Raw genomic sequence first — 19,523 nt, forward strand, 5'->3', positions numbered from 1 at the left:
CTCACCGCGAGATTTCGCCCTGTACGGGTGCGCCTTTCGCCGGGCCGCCGCACGTGGCCAGATAGTCCGGGTAGCTCCAGGTCCGCAGAAACTCCTGGCCCGCCAGCACTCCCCGTTGGTACAGCGCGTCGCGTTGCTCGGCGGTGATGTCGAAGTCGATCGGGCTGACCTCGTCGGCGGGAACGAAGATGGTGCGACGAACCGTGCACGGATCGTCGATGTAGGCGTTGTCCTGATTGCTCACCAGCGTCTCGATCGCCGCGATTCCCAACGAGACTGGACCGTGAACCGGATGGGTGGGTGGGATCCCCGGACGCGCGGAGAGCCGGATCCCGAATGTCGGCCATCGTGGCTCGGCTCCCGGGCGGTCGAACAACTCCACCGGGAAATCGGACAGCAAGCCGCCGTCGACCCAGGTGGCGCCGCCCACCCGGACGGGTTGGAAAACGTAGGGAATCGCCGACGAGGCATGTACGGCACGGGCCACCGAGAAACGGTCGGGGTCGATGCCGTAGGAACCGAGATCCCAGGGAATGCGCACCAGCCGGCGCCGGGACAGGTCACTGGCCGTCACCACGAGCGACCACGCGAACTGCTCCGGCTCTTCGCCCGTGCGCAAGTCGCCGAAGGTCCGCACGCCCAAGTCGGCAAGCAATCCCTCGAGCAACCGCTCCAGGTAGGCACCGCGGTACACGCCGTCGGACACCAGCAGCGACAGCGCGCCGCCGATCAGCGGTACGTGCCCGATCATGCTGCGATCCAGAAACTTCCGGTAGTCGATCGACCGCATCACTTCCGCGAGTCGGCTCAGCGGTTCGCCCGCGACCTGCAGCGCCGCCACCAGCGACGCGACGATCGAGCCCGCGCTGCTGCCCGCGACGCGCGGGAACCGGTAGCCCGCCTGAACCAGCGCGTCGACCGCGCCGACCAGCCCGATGCCCCGGACGCCGCCGCCTTCGCAGACCAGATCGGCGCGGGATGTGCTCGCTTCGGCCATAGCCGTGCCCCCTCAGCAGACCCGTCGACCGTCGACACCGAAGAAGTGCAGGTGCCCCGGTTCCGGATGCAGGCGCACGCGGCTGCCCTTTTCCGGAGGCCGGCGCCCGTCGGCGCGCGCCACGACGGGCTGGTCGATGACCTTGCCCGAGCCGGTGATTCGCCCGTACAGGTAGGCGTCGGCCCCCAGTTCCTCGACCACGTCGACCTCCATCTCGACGCCTTGACCACCCAGCTCGAAATGCTCGGGACGTACCCCCACGACGACCTCACTCGCGGTGTCGCTGAGCTCCCGCGGTATCGGAATATGCCAATCTCCCAGCGCCACAGCAGAATCGACGATCGGCAGCGTGAACAGATTCATCGCCGGCGATCCGATGAAGCCCGCGACGAAGACATTGACCGGGTTGCGGTACAGCTCGCGTGGGGCGGCGAACTGTTGCAGCACGCCATCGCGCAGCACCGCGACGCGGTCCCCCATGGTCATCGCCTCGACCTGGTCGTGGGTGACGTAGACGGTGGTGGTGCCCAGCCGCCGCTGCAGCGCCGCGATCTGGTTGCGGGTCTGTACGCGCAACTTGGCATCGAGATTCGACAGCGGCTCATCCATCAAAAAGACCTGCGGGCGGCGCACGATCGCGCGCCCCATCGCCACCCGCTGGCGTTGCCCACCGGACAGGTCCTTCGGTTTGCGGTCCAGATACGGCTGCAGGTCAAGCAGTTTGGCCGCGTCCAGGACGCGGGCCCGAATTTCGGCCTTCGGTGTCTTCGCAATCTTCAGGGCGAAGCCCATGTTCTGCGCGACGGTCATGTGCGGGTAGAGCGCATAATTCTGGAAGACCATCGCCACGTCACGGTCCTTGGGATCGACGGCGGTGACGTCGCGGTCGCCGATCCTGATGCGCCCGGAGTCCAGGGTTTCCAGCCCCGCCACCATCCGCAGCGAGGTGGTCTTGCCACACCCGGATGGGCCGACCAGGACCACGAATTCGCCGTCGTCGACCTCCAGATCGAGACTGTCCAGGGCCGGGCGTTCCGTTCCGGCGTAGCGCCGTGTCGCTTGCTCGAAAGTTACTGAGGCCATGCCTTATCCGTTGAGTCCCGTGACGGCGATGCCCCTGACGAAGGACCGCTGCGCGATGGCGTAGATGAGCACCAGCGGCAGCATGATCAGCATCGACGTCGCCATGATGATCGGCCAGCGCGCGACGTACTCGCCGCGCAGCCGTACCAGGCCGAGTGTGAGGGTGGCCAGGCTGTTGCGTTGCAGCATCAGCAGCGGCCACAGGAAGTCGTTCCAGACGTTGACCCAGGTGAGCACCGCAAGCACCATCACCGCGGGGCGGGCGTGGGGCAACAGGATTCGCCAGTAGATCTGCCACGGCGAACAACCGTCGAGTATCGCCGCCTCCTCCAGGTCGGTCGGGAGCGTCCGAAAGAACTGACGCATCAGGTAGGTGCCGAAAGCGCTGCCGAACAGGCCCGGCACGATCATCGACCACGGTGTGTCGACCCACCCCACGGTCCGCATCAGAATGAACTGCGGAATCACCGTCACGGTCAGCGGCACCATCAGCGTGCCGAGATACAGCACGAACAGCGTGTCACGTCCGCGAAACTCCAATCGTGCGAACGCGTACCCGGCCAACGAGCAGAAGAAGACCTGCCCGGCGGTCACACACCCGGCGTACAGCACGGTGTTGAAGAACATCCGCGCGAAGGGCATCAGCGAGAACACCTCGGTGTAGTTCGACCACCTCGGGTGCGCAGGCAACAACTTCGGCTCGGTGATCTCACCTTCCCTCTTCAACGAGCCGGACACCGCCCATGCGATCGGGAACAACCAGCACCAGGCGATGGCGATCAGCGCGGTGTAGACCAGCACTCCGCGGACGACGTTGCGCGTGAACAAGCGCTCAGCTGAGGCCACGAGAAGTCTCCCAGGACCGTTGCCGAGTGATCCGCAGCTGTACCACGGTCAGTACCAGCAAGATGGCGAACATCACCCAAGCCAGCGCGGACGCGTACCCGAATTCCAGGAAGGAGAACGCGTGCTGGAACAGCATGATGCCCAGGACATATGTGGCGGTCTCGGGCCCGCCATTCGCGCCGTTGAGGACGTACACCATGTCAAAAGCCTGGAACGCGTGGATGATCGAGATCACGCCGACAAACGAGATCGAACCACGAATCAGCGGCACAGTGATGGATATGAACTGCCGTATCTCGCCCGCCCCGTCGATTCGGGCCGCCTCGTAGACGGTCTCCGGAACCCCCTGCATCGCCGCGAGCAGGATGACGGTGGCGAATGGCACGCTGCGCCACACGCTGACGATGCACAGTGAGGCCATGGCCCATCGTGGTTCGACCAGCCACGGCACCGGACCGATCCCAACCCACCCCAGCATGATGTTGAGCAACCCGTTATCCGTATTGAAGACGAACTGCCACACGACCGCCATTACCACCGACGAGATGGCCAGCGGCAGAAAGACGATGGTGCGGAAAATGCCGATGCCCCTGACCTTGCGGTTGAGCACGCCGGCCACCACGAGGCTGACGCCGATCGTCGGCACGACAGTTCCGAGGGTGAAGATGACGGTGTTGCGGATGGCGATGAGGAAGAGCGGATCCGACGTGAACAGCTCCTGGAAGTTCTTCAAGCCCACGAACTTCGGCGGTCTGAAGACGTCCCAGCGCTGAAAGCTCATGTAGAGGGAGAACCCCAGCGGGAAAAGCATGAACACCGCGACGGCCGCCAGGTTCGGCGCCACGAAGAGGCGCCCGGCCCAGGCGCGCCGTCGCCAAGGTCCCGCGCCCTTGGCGGGTTTGCGCGCGGCGGGGCTGATGTCGACCGATGTCATGGGGTGCGCAACACCTCGTCGATGGCGGGTGAGAGGCCGGCCAGTGATGTCGCGGGACGTGATCCGCGCAGCACGGGCCCGAAGCTACGGTCCATCAAGGCGACGATTTTCTCCCACGCCGGGGTGACCGGCAACCCTTCGGAATAGGCCGGGCCTTGGGTCAGCACGTTGAGGTTGCCGACGTTACGGTGCGCGGCGGCGAATCCGGGCGAGTCGAGCGCGGATCGGAGGACCGGAACGAAGAGGCTGGATTCACCGATCAACGCCTGCCCGACGGGCCCGGTCGCGAATTTCACGAATTCCCATGCCTGTTCCTTACGTTGACTGCTCGCGGAGATGGCCAGTCCGGTGGAGCCGATGTTGGAGTGCGCGGGCTGACCCTGCCGTCGCGGCCCCACCGGCAACGAGGTGACATCGAAGTCCAGGCCCTCGGCCCGGATGAAGGTTTGGTATCGCCAGTGACCGCCCATCGCCATGGCCGCCCTGCCGGTCGCGAACAAGTCCGGCGTGGACATCGACTGCACCTCGGAAGCGTTGGGCGCGACCTTGTGCTTGTTGGCCAGGTCGGCGTAGAACTGCACCGCCTCCGCGAAGGCATCGTCACCGAAATTGAAGTGGGTCGGGTTCTTCAGCGGGGTGGACCACGGCACGCCGTTGTTCATGGCGAACAACCCGGCCGAGTAGAACGAAACGAACATGTTCACGAACCCCCACTGGGTGGCTCGCCCGGTTCCCGTTCGCTTGGTGAGCGCGGTGGCGGTGTTCAGAAAGTCGGTGAAACTCCACGGCCGTTGCCACGAACTGGGCGGCGCGGGCACTCCCGCCTCGGCGAACAGCCGCTTGTTGTAAAACAGGTAATTGCCGGACCATTGCTCCGGAAGCGCGTACTGGCCCCCGTTGAACGTGAATGTGTCGTACAGCGCCGCAATGCCATCGGACCTCAACTCGGCCGCGAAGGCCTGGTCGCGGGACAGCATCGTGTTGAGGTCCAGCAGCACGCCGCGGGCGGCCAACTCGGCGTAGCTCAGATCCCACGCCATCAAGACATCAGGGCACTTGCCGCCGGCGCAGAACGTCGACAGCTGCTGCATCACGCCCGGGGCCGAAAGCACCGGGCGCACCTTGATGTCGGGATGGCGCCGCGTGAACTCGTCGACGATGCGGATCCTGGCGTCGCGTTCGTCGGGGTTGGCCGCGAAGAAGAACGTCAACGCATCTTCTTCCGGAGCGCAGCCAGCCGCCCATGGCGCGATCGATGCCGCCGTGAGCGCGCCGGCGGCACGCAGCAGCCGGCGCCGCGCGAACGGCTTATCGAGCATGGTCCTTCCGTTCTCGCCCCGTTGCCGGCCGCCCGGCCGGCGGCGTCTGATGTCCTTGGTACCCGATGCGGCTGTGGTGTTGCTGGATTGGCCCACTCGGGAGCGCCAGCGCCGCCGCCCGAATCCGATCGGGGTCACCGGTGATGTCGATCGCGTGAATGCGGTCGTCGGTTCCGATGCTGATCAGCAGCAGCACCACGGCATGCCCGCGTGGCGCTATCACGATGCCCGGTTCGCCGTCAACGAGCATGACCACGCCCGCGCGGGCCCGGTCGGCGAATCGGCGGGTCTCCTCGGCGACCTGCCCGGCGCCGCGCAACTCGATCGGCACGTCGGGAGGCACCAGCGCGCGATCGACCCTGCGCACCACGTCCGGGGCGAGCAGCTCAAGCAGACCCGCGATGTCACCGCCGCGGGACGCGGCGAGAAACGCTTCGACGATCTCCACGTGCTTTGCCGCGCGCTGCGGTTCCCCGCCCGGGTCGCCCTGCAGCCGGCCGCGCGCCCGGCTCGCCAACTTCTTCGCCGCCGCCGGCGAGCGGTCCAGCAGGTCGGCGACCCTCTCGAACGGCAACGCGAACACGTCGTGCAACACGAACGCGGCGCGCTGCGCCGGCGAGAGCCGGTCGAGCACCACGAGCAGCGCGTTGCTCACCGAGTCGGTCACGAGGGTCTCCTCGTCCGCCGGCGCCGACGCCGTCGCTGTGAGCCGGTCCAGTTCCTCGGGCGTGCCGAGCGGTTGTTCGGCGCGCCTTTTGCGGGCGCGGAGCTGGTCGTAGGCCTCGCGGGCGGTGATCGTCGTGAACCAACCGGTGAGGTTGTCGACCGCGCCGTAATCCGCGCGGCTGGCCTTCAGCCACGCCGACTGGACCGCGTCCTCGGCGTCGGCCGCCGAACCCAGCAGCTGAAACGCGACCGACCTCAGGTGTCGCCGATCCGCGTCGAAGCGCTGCGCAAGATCGGCCAAATTTTCGTGCGAGCTCATAGGTCACCTTTTCCGCAGAGGAACCGTCAAGAAATTGACCGCGTCCATCGAGCCCTCTGTTGCGAAGGAGACCAGCATGACCTTATCGATTGTGCGCCGCGGCGCGTCCGGCGACCATTCGGCTCGCCGCCGCAGAATCGGCTGTCCGGCAAGGGTTTGCCACTCATGACCATCGCGTACTTCGTGATCACCCTGTTCACCGCCGCCATCACCGCCGGGATCGCCGTAGCCGACCTCGTCCCCGCCGGGTTCGTCCTGGCGAACTCCGCCGAGGTCGGGGTGCCGCGATCGTGGCTGCCGGCGCTGGGGACGGTCAAGTTGGCCGGGGCGGCCGGGCTGGTCGTGGGGGTCGCGGGCCTGCGCCCCTTGGGAATCGCGGCGGCTGCCGGTCTGGTGCTGTTCTTCGTCGGCGCGGTGGCGACACACCTGCGGGCCCACGTGCTGTACAACATCGCGTTTCCCGGGGCATACCTGTGCCTGTCGGCGGCGTCGCTGGTGTTCATGGTCCTGCGTTGACCGGATCGCGCTCAGGCCGGGAAGTAGCGGATCCGGTTGATGGCGTCCCCCCGCGTCTCGGCGAACATGATCCCGCGCCCGTGGCCGGTGTTGACCGACAGCGCCACGGTGGGTCCCGCGCTGTTCATCTTGGTCGGGCTGGCGCCGTCGAGTTGCTCGACGAGCTCAGCGAGGCCCAGTGGCTCGTGGTCACCGAGAGTTATTGCGGCGCCCGGGGATAACGCGCGTGCGGCGGAGGCCCGATCGCCGCGCGCGGCGGCGCCGAGAAACGTCCGCGTCAACTTCTGGTGCCGCGCACCGACCCGCCGGAATCCCGTCATGAACCCCACCGTGCCGCGCAGTCGCTGATTGCTCACCAAGCCCCGCGACAATTGCAACCCGGGCGACACCGCGCGCGGTCCGGACCGGAGGAATTGCCGCACCATGGCGGGCAGTTCCCAGTACGCCCGCAGTTCGCCAATGCGCCAGTCGCCGTTGGCCTCTCGCAGGTCGTAGCGCAAGAACGCGGGGATGTACATCGTGACGCCGGCGCCCATGGTGACCTCGAGCTCAAGGTCGCGCAGAACCGCGGTGCCGAAAACGATGTCGAGATCGCGGTGGAACGTGATATCGCGCGGACCGATGAAGGTGTCATAGAAACGGCCGATCTGTTCACGCCCGACGTGCGGCCGCGAGCCGACCGGGTCCTCGACGCGGCCGTCGTCGGTGAACAGCCCCACCCAGCCGGCGCGGTCGTGCGCGGCGGCCGCCCGCGGCGAGCGCTCGACGGCCGCAAGGAGATGTTCCCGCTCCGGTGCCACCCCCATCACTGCCCCCCGACCAGTTCGACGCCCGCGGACCGAAGCGCCGTCAGCGCTTGCGCGGCCGAATCCGCGGTCACGGCCGCGGTCAGGTCCACCAGCACCCTGGTGGACAGGCCCGCCCGGGCGGCGTCCTCGGCCGTCGCCCGCACGCACTGGTCGGTGGCGATGCCGGCCACGTCGACTTCGTCCACCCCGTGCCGCCGCAACCAGTCCAGCAGCGGGGTCCCGTTCTGGTCGACGCCCTCGAATCCGCTGTACGCCGCGCCGTAGGCGCCCTTACGGAAAACCGCCTCGATCCGGCTGGTGTCGAGGTCGGGCCGAAACTCCGCGCCCGGGCTGCCGGCGATGCAGTGCGGCGGCCACGTCGATGAGTAATTTGGCCGGTCGGAGAAGTGGTCGCCCGGCCGAACGTGGAAATCCTGGGTTGCTACGACATGCTGGTAGCCCGGCTCGCCGGTCAGATAGTCATTGATGGCGGCTGCCACGGCGTCGCCGCCGGGCACCGGCAGCGAGCCGCCCTCGCAGAAATCGTTTTGCACGTCGACGATGATCAACGCCCTCACGGGGTTCACCCTATCGGTGTGGGCCGGAAGGGCGTCCCAGCTGCGCGTATGGGCCGGGCGGTTTGTTCGCCAACCAGTCGGGTAATCCCCCGGCCATGGTGATCCGGAGAATCGCGCGCCCATTGCTGTCAGTTGCCTTCATCGGCCAAGGAGTCAATTCCCTACTCAACCCCAAGTCGGCGGCGGCGGCCGCTGCGCCGGCGGTGGATGGTTTGCAGGCGCTGCCGAATTCGGTGAGCGGCAGCATCCCCAGCGACCCCGAGACGTTCGCGCAAATCAACGCCGCCGTTCAGATCGGCGGGGGCCTGCTGCTGGCCACCGGCAAGCTGCCGCGCGTCGCGTCGGCGGCGCTCGCCATCACCGTGCTGCCCGCCAACCTCGGGGCGCACTCGTTCTGGAACGAGAGCGACCCGCAGGCCAAAGCGCAGAAACGCCAGCAGTTCCTCACCGACCTCAGCCTGGTGGGCGGGTTGTTGATCGCCTCGGCCGACACCGGCGGCAAGCCGTCACTGGGGTGGCGCGGCCGCCGCGCGGCCGAGCGGCTCTCCGAGCGGGTGTCGTCGGCGCTCCCCGGCTCCGACGACGGCTTCGACCCGGACTTCTCGGAGTTGGGCGAGAAGATCGTGCATGGCCTGCAGATCGGCGCCGAGCGCGGCCGCGAATTGGCGAGCACCGCCGCGGAACGCGGCGCGCCGTACGCCGAGGCCGCGCTCGAACGGGGCCGCGAATTGGCCAGCACTGCCGCCGATCGGAGCAAGCCGCTGGCCAAGAAGGCCCGCAAGCGCAGCGAAGAACTCGCCGACGAAGCCGCCGACTGGGCCGCGCCGCTAGCCAAGAAGGCGCGCAAGCGCAGCGAGAAGCTGGCCAAGAAGGCCCGCAAGCGCGGCGAAGACCTGGCCAGCACGGCCTTGGATCGCGGCGAGGACCTCGCCGACACGGCCCGCGCGCGCGGCGCCTACCTTGCCGAGACGGCGCGAGCGCGAGGCGGCTACCTGGCCGACACCGCGCGCGATCGGGTCGGCGAGCAGGTCAAGGCCGGGCGCCGCAAGCTGTCCTGACCGCGATCACCCGTCGCCGTGCAGGAAGCCGTCGATGATCGCGTCGACGGGCTGACCGACGTCCACGGTCACGCCGGCCTCGTCGGCGCCGAGCGGCTCCAGCGCGTCGAATTGCGAGCGCAGCAGAGCGGCCGGCATGAAGTGGCCGGTCCGCGCGGCGAGCCGGCCGCCGATGAGTGCGGGCGACCCGGCCAGGTGTAGGAAAACGACCTGCGGGCAGTGCTCGCGCAACTGGTCGCGATACTTGCGCTTCAACGCCGAGCAGCTGACCACGCCGCCGTCGCGGTGCCCGGCCAGCCACTCGCCGACCGCGTCGAGCCAGGGGCGGCGGTCGTCGTCGTCGAGCGGTTCGCCGGCCGCCATCTTGGCGATGTTGGCCGGCGGGTGCAGGGTGTCGGCGTCCACGAACGGGACCCGCAAGCGCTGTGCGAGCGCCGCTCCCACGGTCGACTTGCCCGATCCCGAGACGCCCATCACCACAACGGGACCCGGTCCGCTCACTCGGACCGTTCGTCGAGGTTGCGGTTCCACTCCACCCAGCCGACGCCGCGGCGGCCGTCTGCCGTCTCGACGGTGGCCCACGCCCGCGGGAACTGGCTCACCCGCCCGTCGGCGGCGGTCAGCCGCACCGGCGCGTGACCGCGGACCTCGACGTCCGCGGTGATGCCGCCGGGGTTGAGGGTCAGCGTGGCGTCGCGCGGTAATCCGTTCGCACCAAAGGACTCTCGCGACTCGACGGTTTGCACGTCCGTGACCGTTCCCTCGGCATCCTGGGCGTACCCGATGCTGAAGGCCGGTGCGCCGGGGATCCGGATGTTCACCCCGTGCAGATGCGTGCCGTCGTCAAGGTGCAGGGCGCTCCACAGCCAGTCCATGCTCCACCAGTCGCGCACGCCCCAGGAATGGTCGCGCTGGCCGGGGACGGACTCGAGCTGGTAGCCGGCGTCGCCGATGGTGACCGTGCCCGAGACGCTGCAGGGGATCTCGTAACGCGTCGTCAAGCGGTATTTGTACGGGGTGCCGTCGGTGGCCCATACCAAGCTCATGGTCATCTCGACGGGGGCACCCGGGTCCCCGCGCAACAGCGCCGCCGGATCGGAATAGGCCTGGGCGCGCGCACGCAGGTCGACGCGGTATGCCTGCAGCGGCGTGGTGGCCCGGTGCCCGAGTTCCAAGGCGTCGGTGCGCAATTCCCACGGGTCCGGCGGCAGCGGCACTTGCGCGTCGACGGCGACGGTTGCCATGTCGGGGCCGCACAGCAGCGCGTGCACCCAGGCCTTCCCCTCGTTCGCGATCAGACCCAGGCGGAACCAGCCGCCCAATCCCTGTGCGACGTCGGCGAAGTCCGAATACCAGCTCTCGCTCCACAGCGGCTCGGCGGTCGGTGCGTGCGCGAGTTCGTCATCTTCGGCGGGCCGCAGGGGCTCAGGCGTCTGGGCGGGGGGCAGCGTCGCCAGCGCGTCGGTGTCCAGCACGTGGTCACAGTGCCGTTGCAGCATGGTCATGAACATCCGGTCGCCGCGCTCGGTGCGTTCCACGAGCATCGAGGAGACGATCGCCATCATCACGCCGAAAAAGCTTTGCCTGCGCACTCCTTCGGTGACGTCGGCGAGCGACAGCGGCGCCGCGGGACCCAGCGCCTGGTGGTAGGCCTGCAGCAGTGCGCCGTACTGCTCCCGCCGATCCTGCGTCGGCAGTGCGCAGCCGAGGAAGTACGACAGGTCGGTCAAAGCGGGGCCCCACGAAACCGTCTGCCAGTCAACGACCGTCAGCGGACGGTCCGCCCCGGCGGTGCCGAACAGCAGGTTGTCCAGCCGGTAATCGCCGTGCATCAGGCCCTGGATGCGGTCCGGCGCCCCTTCTTGGGCCAGGTATCCGTCGAAGGACGCCACCAGGCGTTCGCACACCATGCGATGCTCCGGCGCGATCTGCTCGCCATAGCGGTCGATGAAGCCCGCATAGAGCGGGGCGATCATCGCCTGGTTCAGCGGCGATTCTCGGTTGAGCCACGGCGCTTCGGCCAGCGTCGGGTCGCCGAGCAGCGGTCCGTGCAGGCGCCCCAGCTCGACGACGCCGAGGTAGGCCTGTTCGGCTGTGGCGCCGGCGATTTCGTCTCCGACGACCGCGGGCCCCGCATCGCCGAGCAAGAGATCGAAGGCACCCGTCGCGGTGTCGACGGCGGCGTGGTAGCACGGCGCTATCGGGCCGCCCAGGCGCGGCGCGATGTCGGCGTAGAAACGCACCTCCCGCTCGTAGAGGCCCAGCGCCAGCCCCGTTTGCCGACTCACCGGGTCGGTCGCCGCGACCTTGAGGACCACCGACTCGGGCCTGCCGGGTGTCGTGGCGTCGTCGGGATAGCTGAGCCGGACCCGGTAGCACTCGCTCATTTGTCCGGTGCCGATGCGTTCCACCGCGAAGTCGGCGATGGGCCCGGCGTCGATCGCCGATTCCAGCCATGCGGCGGTGAGGTCCCCGGGTCGGTCGATGACTTGCGCGGTGTCGGCCTGCATGAGGGTCAGCGTGCCAGGTCAGCGCGCCAGAGAGAAGCCGTCCCAGGCAATCCGGCGGTGCGGATGTGGATCGAACTCGACGCGGCTCTTGCGGTCGAACACCATGACGGCGCGGTCGGCGGTGCTGTAGGTGGGCCAGTCGTCGCCCGGGGCGCCCGTGTGGCTGAACGACCGCCAGCGCCGTTGCACCTGGTTACTGACCCGAAGGGCGGCGCGCCGGTCGGCGGCGGCGGTCAACAGGGCACCAAATCGGGTGCGATAGACGTCGAAGACGGCCAGCAGCTCGGTGGCATGGGTGGCGCCCAACCCCGACCAGCGCAGCGTGCGGGGGGCGTAGTCGTACCGGTAGAGGTAGGTGGGCGCGTGGGCACTGTGCGCCTCGGCAATCTGCCAGGCGGCCGACCCGAAGGCGAAGTCGCCGCCGAGCTGGATGCACGCCGCAGGTGCGGGGTAATCCGGATATGCGGCGGTAATGCGTTCGCGCGCAGCCGGTTCCGTGTCGGCCAGCAGCTCCTCGATCATGGCTTGATTGGTCGGCAACATTCTCAGGAAGCGGGTGAACAGGCGGCCCTCCTCCGCGTTGGTGCCGACGATGAGCGGCACCCGGTGCGCCCTGCCATCGCGCATCGCCTCCACCGGATCGGTGGGCACAACGTCGTCGCCGGCCACTGGGCCGATCGGAAAGGCGCCCAGCCTGTCCTCCATGCCCTGGTCGATCAGCCGGTGCTGGGCGTTCACCAGTTGCGCCGGGGACGCCTGCATCAGCACCTCGGCGGCGTTTTGCGGGCGCGCACCCAACAGCTCGGCGAAGCGGATCGCGAATTCCGCCGCGGTCTCGGGCGACCGAACCATGCCCGACGCCGGGCTTTCCGAAATGGCCCGGGCGAACAGCCCTTCCGCGGCCGGTACCGCCAGCAAAGTCGCGGTGATGTGCGCTCCGGCGCTCTCCCCGAAGATGGTGACGTTGTCCGGGTCGCCACCGAACGCCGAGATGTTGTCCTTCACCCAGCGCAAGGCCATCACCAGGTCGCGCAGGAACAAGTTGCTGTCGATGGTGATGTTCGGGGTCGAAAGGGACGACAGGTCCAGGCATCCCAACGCGCCCAGCCGATAGTTCACCGATACGTACACGCAACCGCGGCGCGCCAATGCGGCGCCGTCGTAAAGCGGCGTGGCCGAGCTGCCCAGGATGTAGCCGCCACCGTGAATGAAGACCATCACGGGCAGCGGCTCTTCGGCCGGGCCCTCGGGGGTGACGACGTTGAGGGTGAGGCAGTCCTCCCCCATCGGCTGGTAACGGCCGACACCGAGCATGGTGTAGCGGCGCTGCTGGGGCGCGCAGTTGGCGAAGCCGTGGCAGTGCCGCACACCCGACCACGGTTGCGCCGGGCGGGGCGCACGCAGTCGCAGCGATCCGACCGGCGGCCGGGCGTACGGGATGGATCGCCAGCGGTGAACGCCGTCGCGGGTGAAGCCTTCCACGGTGCCGATGGTCGTGCGTGCGCGGACGGTGCGCTGATGCATAACCCGACGTTAGCCGACATGGCGGGCGTAACGCGCGCGCAGCGCCTTATTTGCGGGCACGGCGGTTTAGCCTGACTGGATGCGGATCGTCGCGCTGCTGGCAGCGTCGTTACTGATCGTCGGCTGCTCTCACACGGTCGGCGGCCAGTCCCAGCAAACTCAGACGTCGGGAAGCGCCGCCTCCTCCCCGTCCGGGAGCAAACCGCCGGCCCCCTCGGCGGCGCCGGCGGCTGGGGCTTCGATCTCCGACGTAATCGCGTGGATAGAAGCCGGCCATCCCGCGGACCCCGGTCGCTATCACAACTCGATTCGCGACGGTGCGACCACGCCGCTCGGCAATGACATCGCGTTCACGGCCGTCGCCGGCAAAGCATCCTGTCTCACCGATTCCACCCACACGGGGTCCGCCCTGCTGTGTCTGGTGAGCCTGACGAATCCGCCGCACGCGCCCGCGACGTCCTACGGCGATTGGCAGGGCGGCTGGGTGACCTTCGACGGGGTAAACCTGCAGGTGGGTGCGTCGCGGGCCGATCCGGGTCCGTTCATCAACGGCAACGGTGCGGAGCTGGCGAACGGTGATTCGCTGTCGTTCGGCGACGATCGCTGCCGGGCCGATCCGAGCGGGCTGTACTGCGTCAACTACGCCCACCAGTCCGCCGCGCGGCTGAGTTCCGCGGGCATCGAACCGTTCGGCTGCCTGAAGCCGGCGCCGCCGCCGGACGGCATCGGCACGGCGTTCAGTTGCTAATCCCCTGGGAGGCGATGGCGGCGAACAGCCCGTCGAATCGCAGCTCGTTCGTCACCAGCTCACCGGAAGTTCTTTCATGCCGTAGATGTTGGCGTCTTTGAACCTCAGTTGCTCCGGCGGCACCGCCAGTTTGAGCCCGGGCAAGCGACGGGTCAGCGTGGCGAACGCGACCTGCATCTCGACGCGGGCCAGGTTCGCTCCGATGCACTGATGCACCCCGTACCCGAAACCCAAGTGTCCGCGGGTGTTTCGGTCTACATCCAAGGTTTCGGGATGGTCGACGAAGTCGGCGTCCCAGTTCCCGGCGAGCAGGCTCATCATGACGTGCTCCCCCGCGCGGATCAGTTGACCGCCGATCACCAGGTCTTCGGTCGCCACGCGATCGACCTGGCTGTGCACGATGCTGAGGTAACGCATGAGCTCTTCGACGGTGTTCGCGATGACCGCCGGGTCCTCCGTGCGCCCGAGTCGCTCGAACACTGCGGGATGTTCCAGCAGCGCAACCGTTCCCAACGAGATCATGTTGGCGGTGGTTTCATGGCCGGCCTGCATCATGATCACGCTGTTCATGGCCGTGGTCGTGTGGTCGAGTTGGCCCGTCGCGACGTAGTCGGTGAGCAGGCGGCTGATCAGGTCGTCGCCGGGTTCGCGCGCTTTGCGTTCCACCAACTCCTCGATGTAGGCGTACATGGCCCCGAATGCCTGGCCCTTTTCCTCATCGGTGGACTTCTGATCAAGCCCCTTCGTGGTGTTGTGCTGGAAAAGGTCGAGATCTTCGGGCGGAACCCCCAGCAGCAGCGCGATCACCATGGACGGCACCGGCAAGGCGAATTCGCGCACCAGATCGGCGGGCGGGCCGTGGTCGACCATCCGACCGAGATAGTGGTCGACCATTTCCTGAATGTGCGGCCGCATCGATTCGCAACGTCGAAAGGTGAAGTTGCTGGTCATCATCCGCCGCAACCGGTGATGCTCGGGATCGTCGATGCGCGCGAACATCACCGCGACGTTGTTGTCGGCGTCCTTCGGCAGGATCGAGTCCGGGATGGTCTTCGCGGACAACCGCGGATCGACCAGCGCCGTCCTGATGTCCTGGTAGCGGCTCACCACCCATACGGGGTTGCCCTGGAAAATCGCCCGCCGCAGTCCGGGCTGGTCGCGCCACTCCGCGAATTCGAGCGGGGCGGCGAGCGGGCAATGCGTCGGCCGGGGAACGGGCAGCACTGGGAGCTCTGCGTCGGAACGGGATTCGGAAGACTCGAAAGATATTGACATGGACCATGTTTCTGATTAAGTGTCAGCTGTCTGTCAGTTGTAGAGCGTAAAGCCGCGGGCGGCGCCGGTGATCGGAAAGCGTTTACCGGCAACGCCTCCCGGATGCTCGGTCATCCGGCTACCGCTCGGTCCACATCAGGCCGCGCATCGCCGAGGACAGCGGGATGTCCTCCACGGCGATCAGCCCTTGGGGCGCTCGGCATACCCAGTCGATCGCGTTGACGACACGCGCGGCGGTCGAGATGCAGCCCGCGTCGGTGGAATCCAGCACAGGGTGGGAAACGTGGGTGTTGATCTCCACTCGGGGCTCGCCCGCGACCACGACGCGGTGGACTCCGGTGTGCCCCTCAGGGGGGAACTCCCAGTCCGGCGCGGCGGCCTGGGTGAGCCTGGTGACATGCTCGAGCGTGATGACCGGCTTTCCGTCGCGCACTCCCTCGGTGGCGAAACGGACCGCCGCCATCTGCCCCGGTTCCACAGTCATCATCGTGCATTCGATTCGTTCCGGGGTATACCACGGTTCGACGCGCTGGCGTACGTCGTCCAGTTTGATGTCGAGGTTTTCCGCCAGACTGCGAACCTGACCGCCCCACATCGACACGATCACTCCCGGCAGGAACATCATCGGCGAATCGTCGTCTTCGGTCGTTCCGAATCCCATTGCGGCACCCGTAAATTCGGCATCGTCATAATTTCCGTAGTCGAAGATCTCCTGCACGGTGATCGACTCGACCCGTGTCGTGAGGCTGACAGCCGCATGGACCAGCGTGTCGCCGGAGAATCCCGGGTCGATACCGTTGACGTAGAGCGACGAGTTGCCGGCCGCGCAGGCACGCTCCAAAGGTTCGCGCAACCAGTCGTCCGCATGGCGGGGCGTCACCAACCAGACCATCGAGGTACCGACGACGTTGATGCCCGCCGCAAGGAACTTGGCCATCTGTTCGATGGCTTCCATCGGCCGGGTCTCGCCCTGAGAGGTGTACACCACACAGTCGGCGCCGAGCGCCACGAGGGCGTCGATGTCGTCGGTGGCGATGATCCCGGTCGGTTCGTCCAGCCCACACAGCCGCGCCGCGTCCTGCCCGACCTTCCCGGCGCTCGCGGCATGCACACCGACCAGCTCGAGATCCGGCCTGCCGATGATGGCCCGCAACGAGTGCCGGCCGACGTTCCCGGTGGAGAATTGGATGACTCTGCGCACGGTGCCTTAATCCTTCCAGCGGTGCCGACGCCCCATCATGACGCGTTCGATCGCAACGCCGGTCAGTAATCGGGAATCGGCAAGGGTGAATTGTTCGAGTCGATGCCGCCGTCGACGTGAAAGATCGCGTTCGTCGCATAACAATCGCGCGTGCACAGATACACCGAAAGGCGTCCGAGGTCCTCGACGTCGCCCAACCTGTGTAGCGGTGTGGCCTCTTGCATCTTCTCCAGCGAGCCTGGCATCAGGTCCAGGCTGCCCTTCAGGCCGTCGGTGGCGAACGAACCGAGGGCGATCGCATTGACGCGAATCTTCGGGGCGAGCTCCTGCGCCATGGCGCGGGTTAGCGCTTCGAGGCCCCCCTTCGCAACGCAGTACGCGGTCAGCGCCCGGATGCCGAAGCGCGCCGAGCCCGACGAGATGTTGATGATGGAACCGCGTCCGGCACTGAGCATGTGCGGCGCCGCGAGCTGGCTCATGATGAAGGCCGACGTCACACACCAGTCGAAGGTGTGCCGGAAGTCCTCATCGGTGATGTCGAGAAATCTCGCGTACGTGGAGCCGCCGACGTTGTTGACGAGAATGTCGATGCGGCCGAAACGCTCCATGGCGGTGCCGACGACCCGTTCCCCGTCAGGGCGACTCATCGCGTCGGCGACCAGAGCCAGCCCCTTGCCTCCGGCGGCTTCGATACCCTCAATCGTGCCAACGATATCCGCCTCGGTGCGCGCCGTGCCCACGACCGTGGCGCCGGCCTCCGCCAACACCCGGGCGATGCCCGCCCCGACGCCCTTCCCGGCACCGGTGACGATCGCCACCTGCCCGTCCAACCGGAATTGCTCCAATGCCATGCTGGGCTCCTTCGGCGCCGGGTCACAGGTGCGCAGTTCAATCTATGAATCCTGCTGACTAAAGTCAATTACTTTGCGGGCCCGGAATTGGATGCGTGCGCGTGTGACCAGATAATGACTAACTAATACAAGCCTTTTTGAGCGGAACACGGCATACTGGTCAGGGGCGCCGTGAACTCATGCATGAGTCAGGTCAACGGGTAAGGATCGAAATGGCTGTCACAGACCGGTTGTCGGCGCGAGAGGCAAAGCGCCTGCAGACGAGGGAGCGTTTGATGGGCGCCGCGATCGCCGAGTTCGCCCGCGCCGGCATGGCCGAGGCCGACGTGAGCGCCATCGTGGCCGCCGCCGGAGTTGCACATGGGACGTTCTTCTTTCACTTCCCCACCAAGGAGCACGTGCTGCTGGAGCTGGAGCGCCGGGAAGAGGACCGCATCGCCAAGCAGTTCGCACAATTCTTGAAGACCAAGCACGACCTCGCGTCCGCACTGAACGAGGCGGTCCGCCTCGTGATCGGACTGGAACGCCGGCTTGGCGATCTGCTCTTCAACGACTTTCTGGCGCTGCATTTCTCCCAAACTCGTCCGCCTACTGAAGACGGTAGGGATCATCCCTTGATCGTCTTGGTCGCCCAGGAGATCGCGCAGGCACAAGAACGCGGCGAGGTCGACCCCGACGTCAGCCCCATGAACAGTGCGGTGTTCTTCTTGCTCGGCCTCTACTCCCTGTTGATCACGACCAATCATTGGCCGACGGGCCGCGCATTGTTGGAAGATTACGTCGCGTGGGCGTTACGGAGCATGCGACCCTGACCCGTCAGGGCCGGATCACCCCGCGTAGTGGCATCAGCCCAAGTTCGTTGTGGGACATGAAACCCGGCGGGGCATCGCAGACGGCGGGAATGGCGTTCGCCGGGCCCATCGCGGTCCAGGTATACCCGGGCAGCGCATAGCCGCCGTCCGGGTCCTGCGCCCCTTGCAAGATCAGCTCCGTGGACGAGTCACCCTCAATCACGATGCGGTAATGGTAGTGTTGCGGCCAATCCTCTTGGGGCTCAATGGCATCGTAGGTATCCATTGTGTAGATCTCGTGGAACACGACGAGGGGCCGCCCCTCCACCCACGCCGTCCACTTGTGATGCTGGCGGGCAACGGTGCCCGCCTTGATCACTCCCCTGAAGCCGGGCATGTCGCTGGTTTCCCCGCCCTCGAAGGGAATGTCGCGCGTCGCGACACCGAGTTCAACCTCCGTGGTGTACCTTTCGACCGTCTTGCCCAGATTCTCGACGATCATCGCCATCGACTGTGCGAACAGCGGCCAGGCTTGCCCCAGCAGGTTCGGGCCGTCCTCGAAGCCGGCGGGATCGCTCCCCATGCCCATTTCGAACAGGTACTTCAGGGTGTCCCTGCCGAAATTCACCACTTCGTAGATATGGATGGTGTCGATCTGGCTCACGATCCGCGCCAGTGTCAGGACAAGGAGGTCGCCCGCGAAACCGGGATTGACACCACCCGCGTGGAACGAGGTACCGCCCTCTAGGCAGGCGGCGTGGATCTTGTCGATGTCCGCCCGGCTGTGCTCGGTGCGATACCACCACGCGCCGCCCGACGCGACCACGTTCTTGCCGCCGCGCAGCAGGCGGCACACCTCGTCGGGATCGGACCACAGCGGCGCATAGAACACACAGTCGGCCTCCAGCGCCTCGATGGCCGCCTTGTCGTCGGTGGCCAGCACCCCGGTAGGTGGCTTGCCGCAGAGCTCGCCGGCGTCTTTCCCGACCTTCTCCGGCCGATTGCAGAGCACCCCGACCAGTTCGTAGGCAGGGTTATGGGCGAAATGGCGGAGCGCCACCGTCCCGACATTGCCGACGCCCCATTGGATTACGCGATACTTCCGCTCGGCCGATGACTGTCGAGCCCCGGCGTCCTCCCGGGTGAGCGTCATTGCTACTCCTTTGCATGCACCGATGGCGCGATGAGCAGGCGTGGCCTCGCCGACGGCGCACCTGGCTTGGACGGCGGAGGCGCGCGCTGAGCGTAGGCACCGGCCGATCGGTGTGTCAACGACTAGCGTCCTGACTCGCGTCAGTTTCATGACCCGCTAGGCCCTGACCGATACCCGTCCACTGCTCTCATGGGTCGAATTATTCGGATCTGTTGCTTCTTTTCGCGACCGGGACCTGTGCGCTTTGACCGCTCGCGGAGACCATGTCGCGTACTTATGCTGACTACAGTCAGCCTGTTATAGTGCAGACGCCGATCCAATCAGCGTCGATGACGGGGAGGGTACGTGAATCCGCCGAAGTTGGAC

19 protein-coding genes are annotated in these 19,523 nt (G+C 67.0%); 4 read left to right on the top strand and 15 right to left on the bottom strand.

Annotated elements, in window-relative coordinates; translation table 11 throughout:
• Nucleotide 1 precedes the first annotated feature (1 nt).
• From A5681_RS19485 to A5681_RS19510, 6 genes are read right to left on the bottom strand one after another with little or no spacing between them, the layout of a single operon-like run.
• Nucleotides 2-997: a patatin-like phospholipase family protein gene (locus A5681_RS19485; RefSeq protein ID WP_067278746.1), complete on the bottom strand. Its 996-nt coding sequence runs from the start codon at nucleotides 995-997 to the stop codon at nucleotides 2-4.
• A 12-nt stretch (nucleotides 998-1,009) separates the two neighbouring features.
• Nucleotides 1,010-2,080 (bottom strand): ABC transporter ATP-binding protein, encoded by a 1,071-nt coding sequence (locus A5681_RS19490; protein ID WP_067278749.1) that lies wholly within the window; start codon nucleotides 2,078-2,080, stop codon nucleotides 1,010-1,012.
• A gap of 3 nt (nucleotides 2,081-2,083) precedes the next feature.
• Entirely contained in the window at nucleotides 2,084-2,926 is an 843-nt protein-coding gene (locus A5681_RS19495) for a carbohydrate ABC transporter permease (protein WP_067278753.1), read from the bottom strand.
• Nucleotides 2,913-3,860 (bottom strand): carbohydrate ABC transporter permease, encoded by a 948-nt coding sequence (locus A5681_RS19500; protein WP_067278757.1) that lies wholly within the window; start codon nucleotides 3,858-3,860, stop codon nucleotides 2,913-2,915. Before A5681_RS19500 ends, A5681_RS19495 begins: the two co-directional genes overlap by 14 nt.
• A complete protein-coding gene (locus A5681_RS19505) occupies nucleotides 3,857-5,179 on the bottom strand; it encodes an ABC transporter substrate-binding protein (protein ID WP_067278760.1) in 1,323 nt (440 codons plus the stop codon). Before A5681_RS19505 ends, A5681_RS19500 begins: the two co-directional genes overlap by 4 nt.
• Entirely contained in the window at nucleotides 5,169-6,164 is a 996-nt protein-coding gene (locus A5681_RS19510) for a sigma-70 family RNA polymerase sigma factor (protein WP_067278763.1), read from the bottom strand. The genes A5681_RS19505 and A5681_RS19510 overlap by 11 nt, the downstream gene beginning before the upstream one ends.
• Nucleotides 6,165-6,329: 165 nt before the next feature.
• On the opposite strand from A5681_RS19510, the gene A5681_RS19515 reads away from it, so the two are divergent.
• Nucleotides 6,330-6,680, top strand: coding sequence for a DoxX family protein (locus tag A5681_RS19515; RefSeq protein ID WP_067278766.1), 351 nt, complete (start codon nucleotides 6,330-6,332; stop codon nucleotides 6,678-6,680).
• Between the two features lie 11 nt (nucleotides 6,681-6,691).
• On the opposite strand, the gene A5681_RS19520 is transcribed toward A5681_RS19515, so the two are convergent.
• Nucleotides 6,692-7,486, bottom strand: coding sequence for a nuclear transport factor 2 family protein (locus tag A5681_RS19520; protein ID WP_067278768.1), 795 nt, complete (start codon nucleotides 7,484-7,486; stop codon nucleotides 6,692-6,694).
• Nucleotides 7,486-8,046, bottom strand: a complete 561-nt coding sequence (pncA, locus tag A5681_RS19525) for a pyrazinamidase PncA (protein WP_156738063.1) — start codon at nucleotides 8,044-8,046, stop codon at nucleotides 7,486-7,488. The genes A5681_RS19520 and pncA overlap by 1 nt, the downstream gene beginning before the upstream one ends.
• Nucleotides 8,047-8,141: 95 nt before the next feature.
• Between pncA and A5681_RS19530 the strand changes: the two genes are divergently transcribed.
• Entirely contained in the window at nucleotides 8,142-9,104 is a 963-nt protein-coding gene (locus A5681_RS19530) for a DoxX family protein (protein WP_067278775.1), read from the top strand.
• A 6-nt stretch (nucleotides 9,105-9,110) separates the two neighbouring features.
• Here A5681_RS19530 and A5681_RS19535 read toward each other — a convergent pair whose 3' ends face one another.
• Genes A5681_RS19535 through A5681_RS19545 form a run of 3 tightly spaced genes read right to left on the bottom strand, consistent with a single transcriptional unit; the run spans nucleotide 9,111 to nucleotide 13,138 of the window.
• The gene (locus A5681_RS19535) at nucleotides 9,111-9,605 is read right to left on the bottom strand and encodes a gluconokinase (protein WP_067278777.1); all 495 of its coding nucleotides are present in this window, start codon (nucleotides 9,603-9,605) and stop codon (nucleotides 9,111-9,113) included.
• On the bottom strand, nucleotides 9,602-11,614 hold the full coding sequence (locus A5681_RS19540; RefSeq protein ID WP_067278780.1) for a phosphotransferase: 2,013 nt from the start codon (nucleotides 11,612-11,614) through the stop codon (nucleotides 9,602-9,604). Before A5681_RS19540 ends, A5681_RS19535 begins: the two co-directional genes overlap by 4 nt.
• Before the next feature lie 18 nt (nucleotides 11,615-11,632).
• Nucleotides 11,633-13,138: a carboxylesterase/lipase family protein gene (locus A5681_RS19545; protein WP_067278784.1), complete on the bottom strand. Its 1,506-nt coding sequence runs from the start codon at nucleotides 13,136-13,138 to the stop codon at nucleotides 11,633-11,635.
• 79 nt (nucleotides 13,139-13,217) lie between these two features.
• Here A5681_RS19545 and A5681_RS19550 point away from each other — a divergent pair, with 79 nt between their 5' ends.
• A complete protein-coding gene (locus A5681_RS19550) occupies nucleotides 13,218-13,886 on the top strand; it encodes a hypothetical protein (RefSeq protein WP_067278787.1) in 669 nt (222 codons plus the stop codon).
• A 51-nt stretch (nucleotides 13,887-13,937) separates the two neighbouring features.
• Here the strand turns inward: A5681_RS19550 and A5681_RS19555 are convergent, their stop codons facing one another.
• The 3 genes from A5681_RS19555 to A5681_RS19565 form a co-directional block, all read right to left on the bottom strand.
• A complete protein-coding gene (locus A5681_RS19555; protein ID WP_067278789.1) occupies nucleotides 13,938-15,161 on the bottom strand; it encodes a cytochrome P450 in 1,224 nt (407 codons plus the stop codon).
• Nucleotides 15,162-15,279: 118 nt separating this feature from the next.
• Nucleotides 15,280-16,362, bottom strand: a complete 1,083-nt coding sequence (locus A5681_RS19560) for a dihydrodipicolinate reductase (RefSeq protein WP_067278792.1) — start codon at nucleotides 16,360-16,362, stop codon at nucleotides 15,280-15,282.
• Between the two features lie 62 nt (nucleotides 16,363-16,424).
• Complete coding sequence (locus tag A5681_RS19565; RefSeq protein WP_067278794.1) at nucleotides 16,425-17,213, bottom strand: SDR family NAD(P)-dependent oxidoreductase; 789 nt, start codon at nucleotides 17,211-17,213, stop codon at nucleotides 16,425-16,427.
• A gap of 212 nt (nucleotides 17,214-17,425) precedes the next feature.
• On the opposite strand from A5681_RS19565, the gene A5681_RS19570 reads away from it, so the two are divergent.
• Entirely contained in the window at nucleotides 17,426-18,025 is a 600-nt protein-coding gene (locus A5681_RS19570; protein ID WP_067278800.1) for a TetR/AcrR family transcriptional regulator, read from the top strand.
• Between the two features lie 4 nt (nucleotides 18,026-18,029).
• Here A5681_RS19570 and A5681_RS19575 read toward each other — a convergent pair whose 3' ends face one another.
• The gene (locus A5681_RS19575; RefSeq protein WP_067278804.1) at nucleotides 18,030-19,157 is read right to left on the bottom strand and encodes a dihydrodipicolinate reductase; all 1,128 of its coding nucleotides are present in this window, start codon (nucleotides 19,155-19,157) and stop codon (nucleotides 18,030-18,032) included.
• Nucleotides 19,158-19,523 lie beyond the last annotated feature (366 nt).

The organism is Mycobacterium scrofulaceum (genome assembly GCF_001667885.1).
Lineage (GTDB): Bacteria > Actinomycetota > Actinomycetes > Mycobacteriales > Mycobacteriaceae > Mycobacterium > Mycobacterium scrofulaceum_C.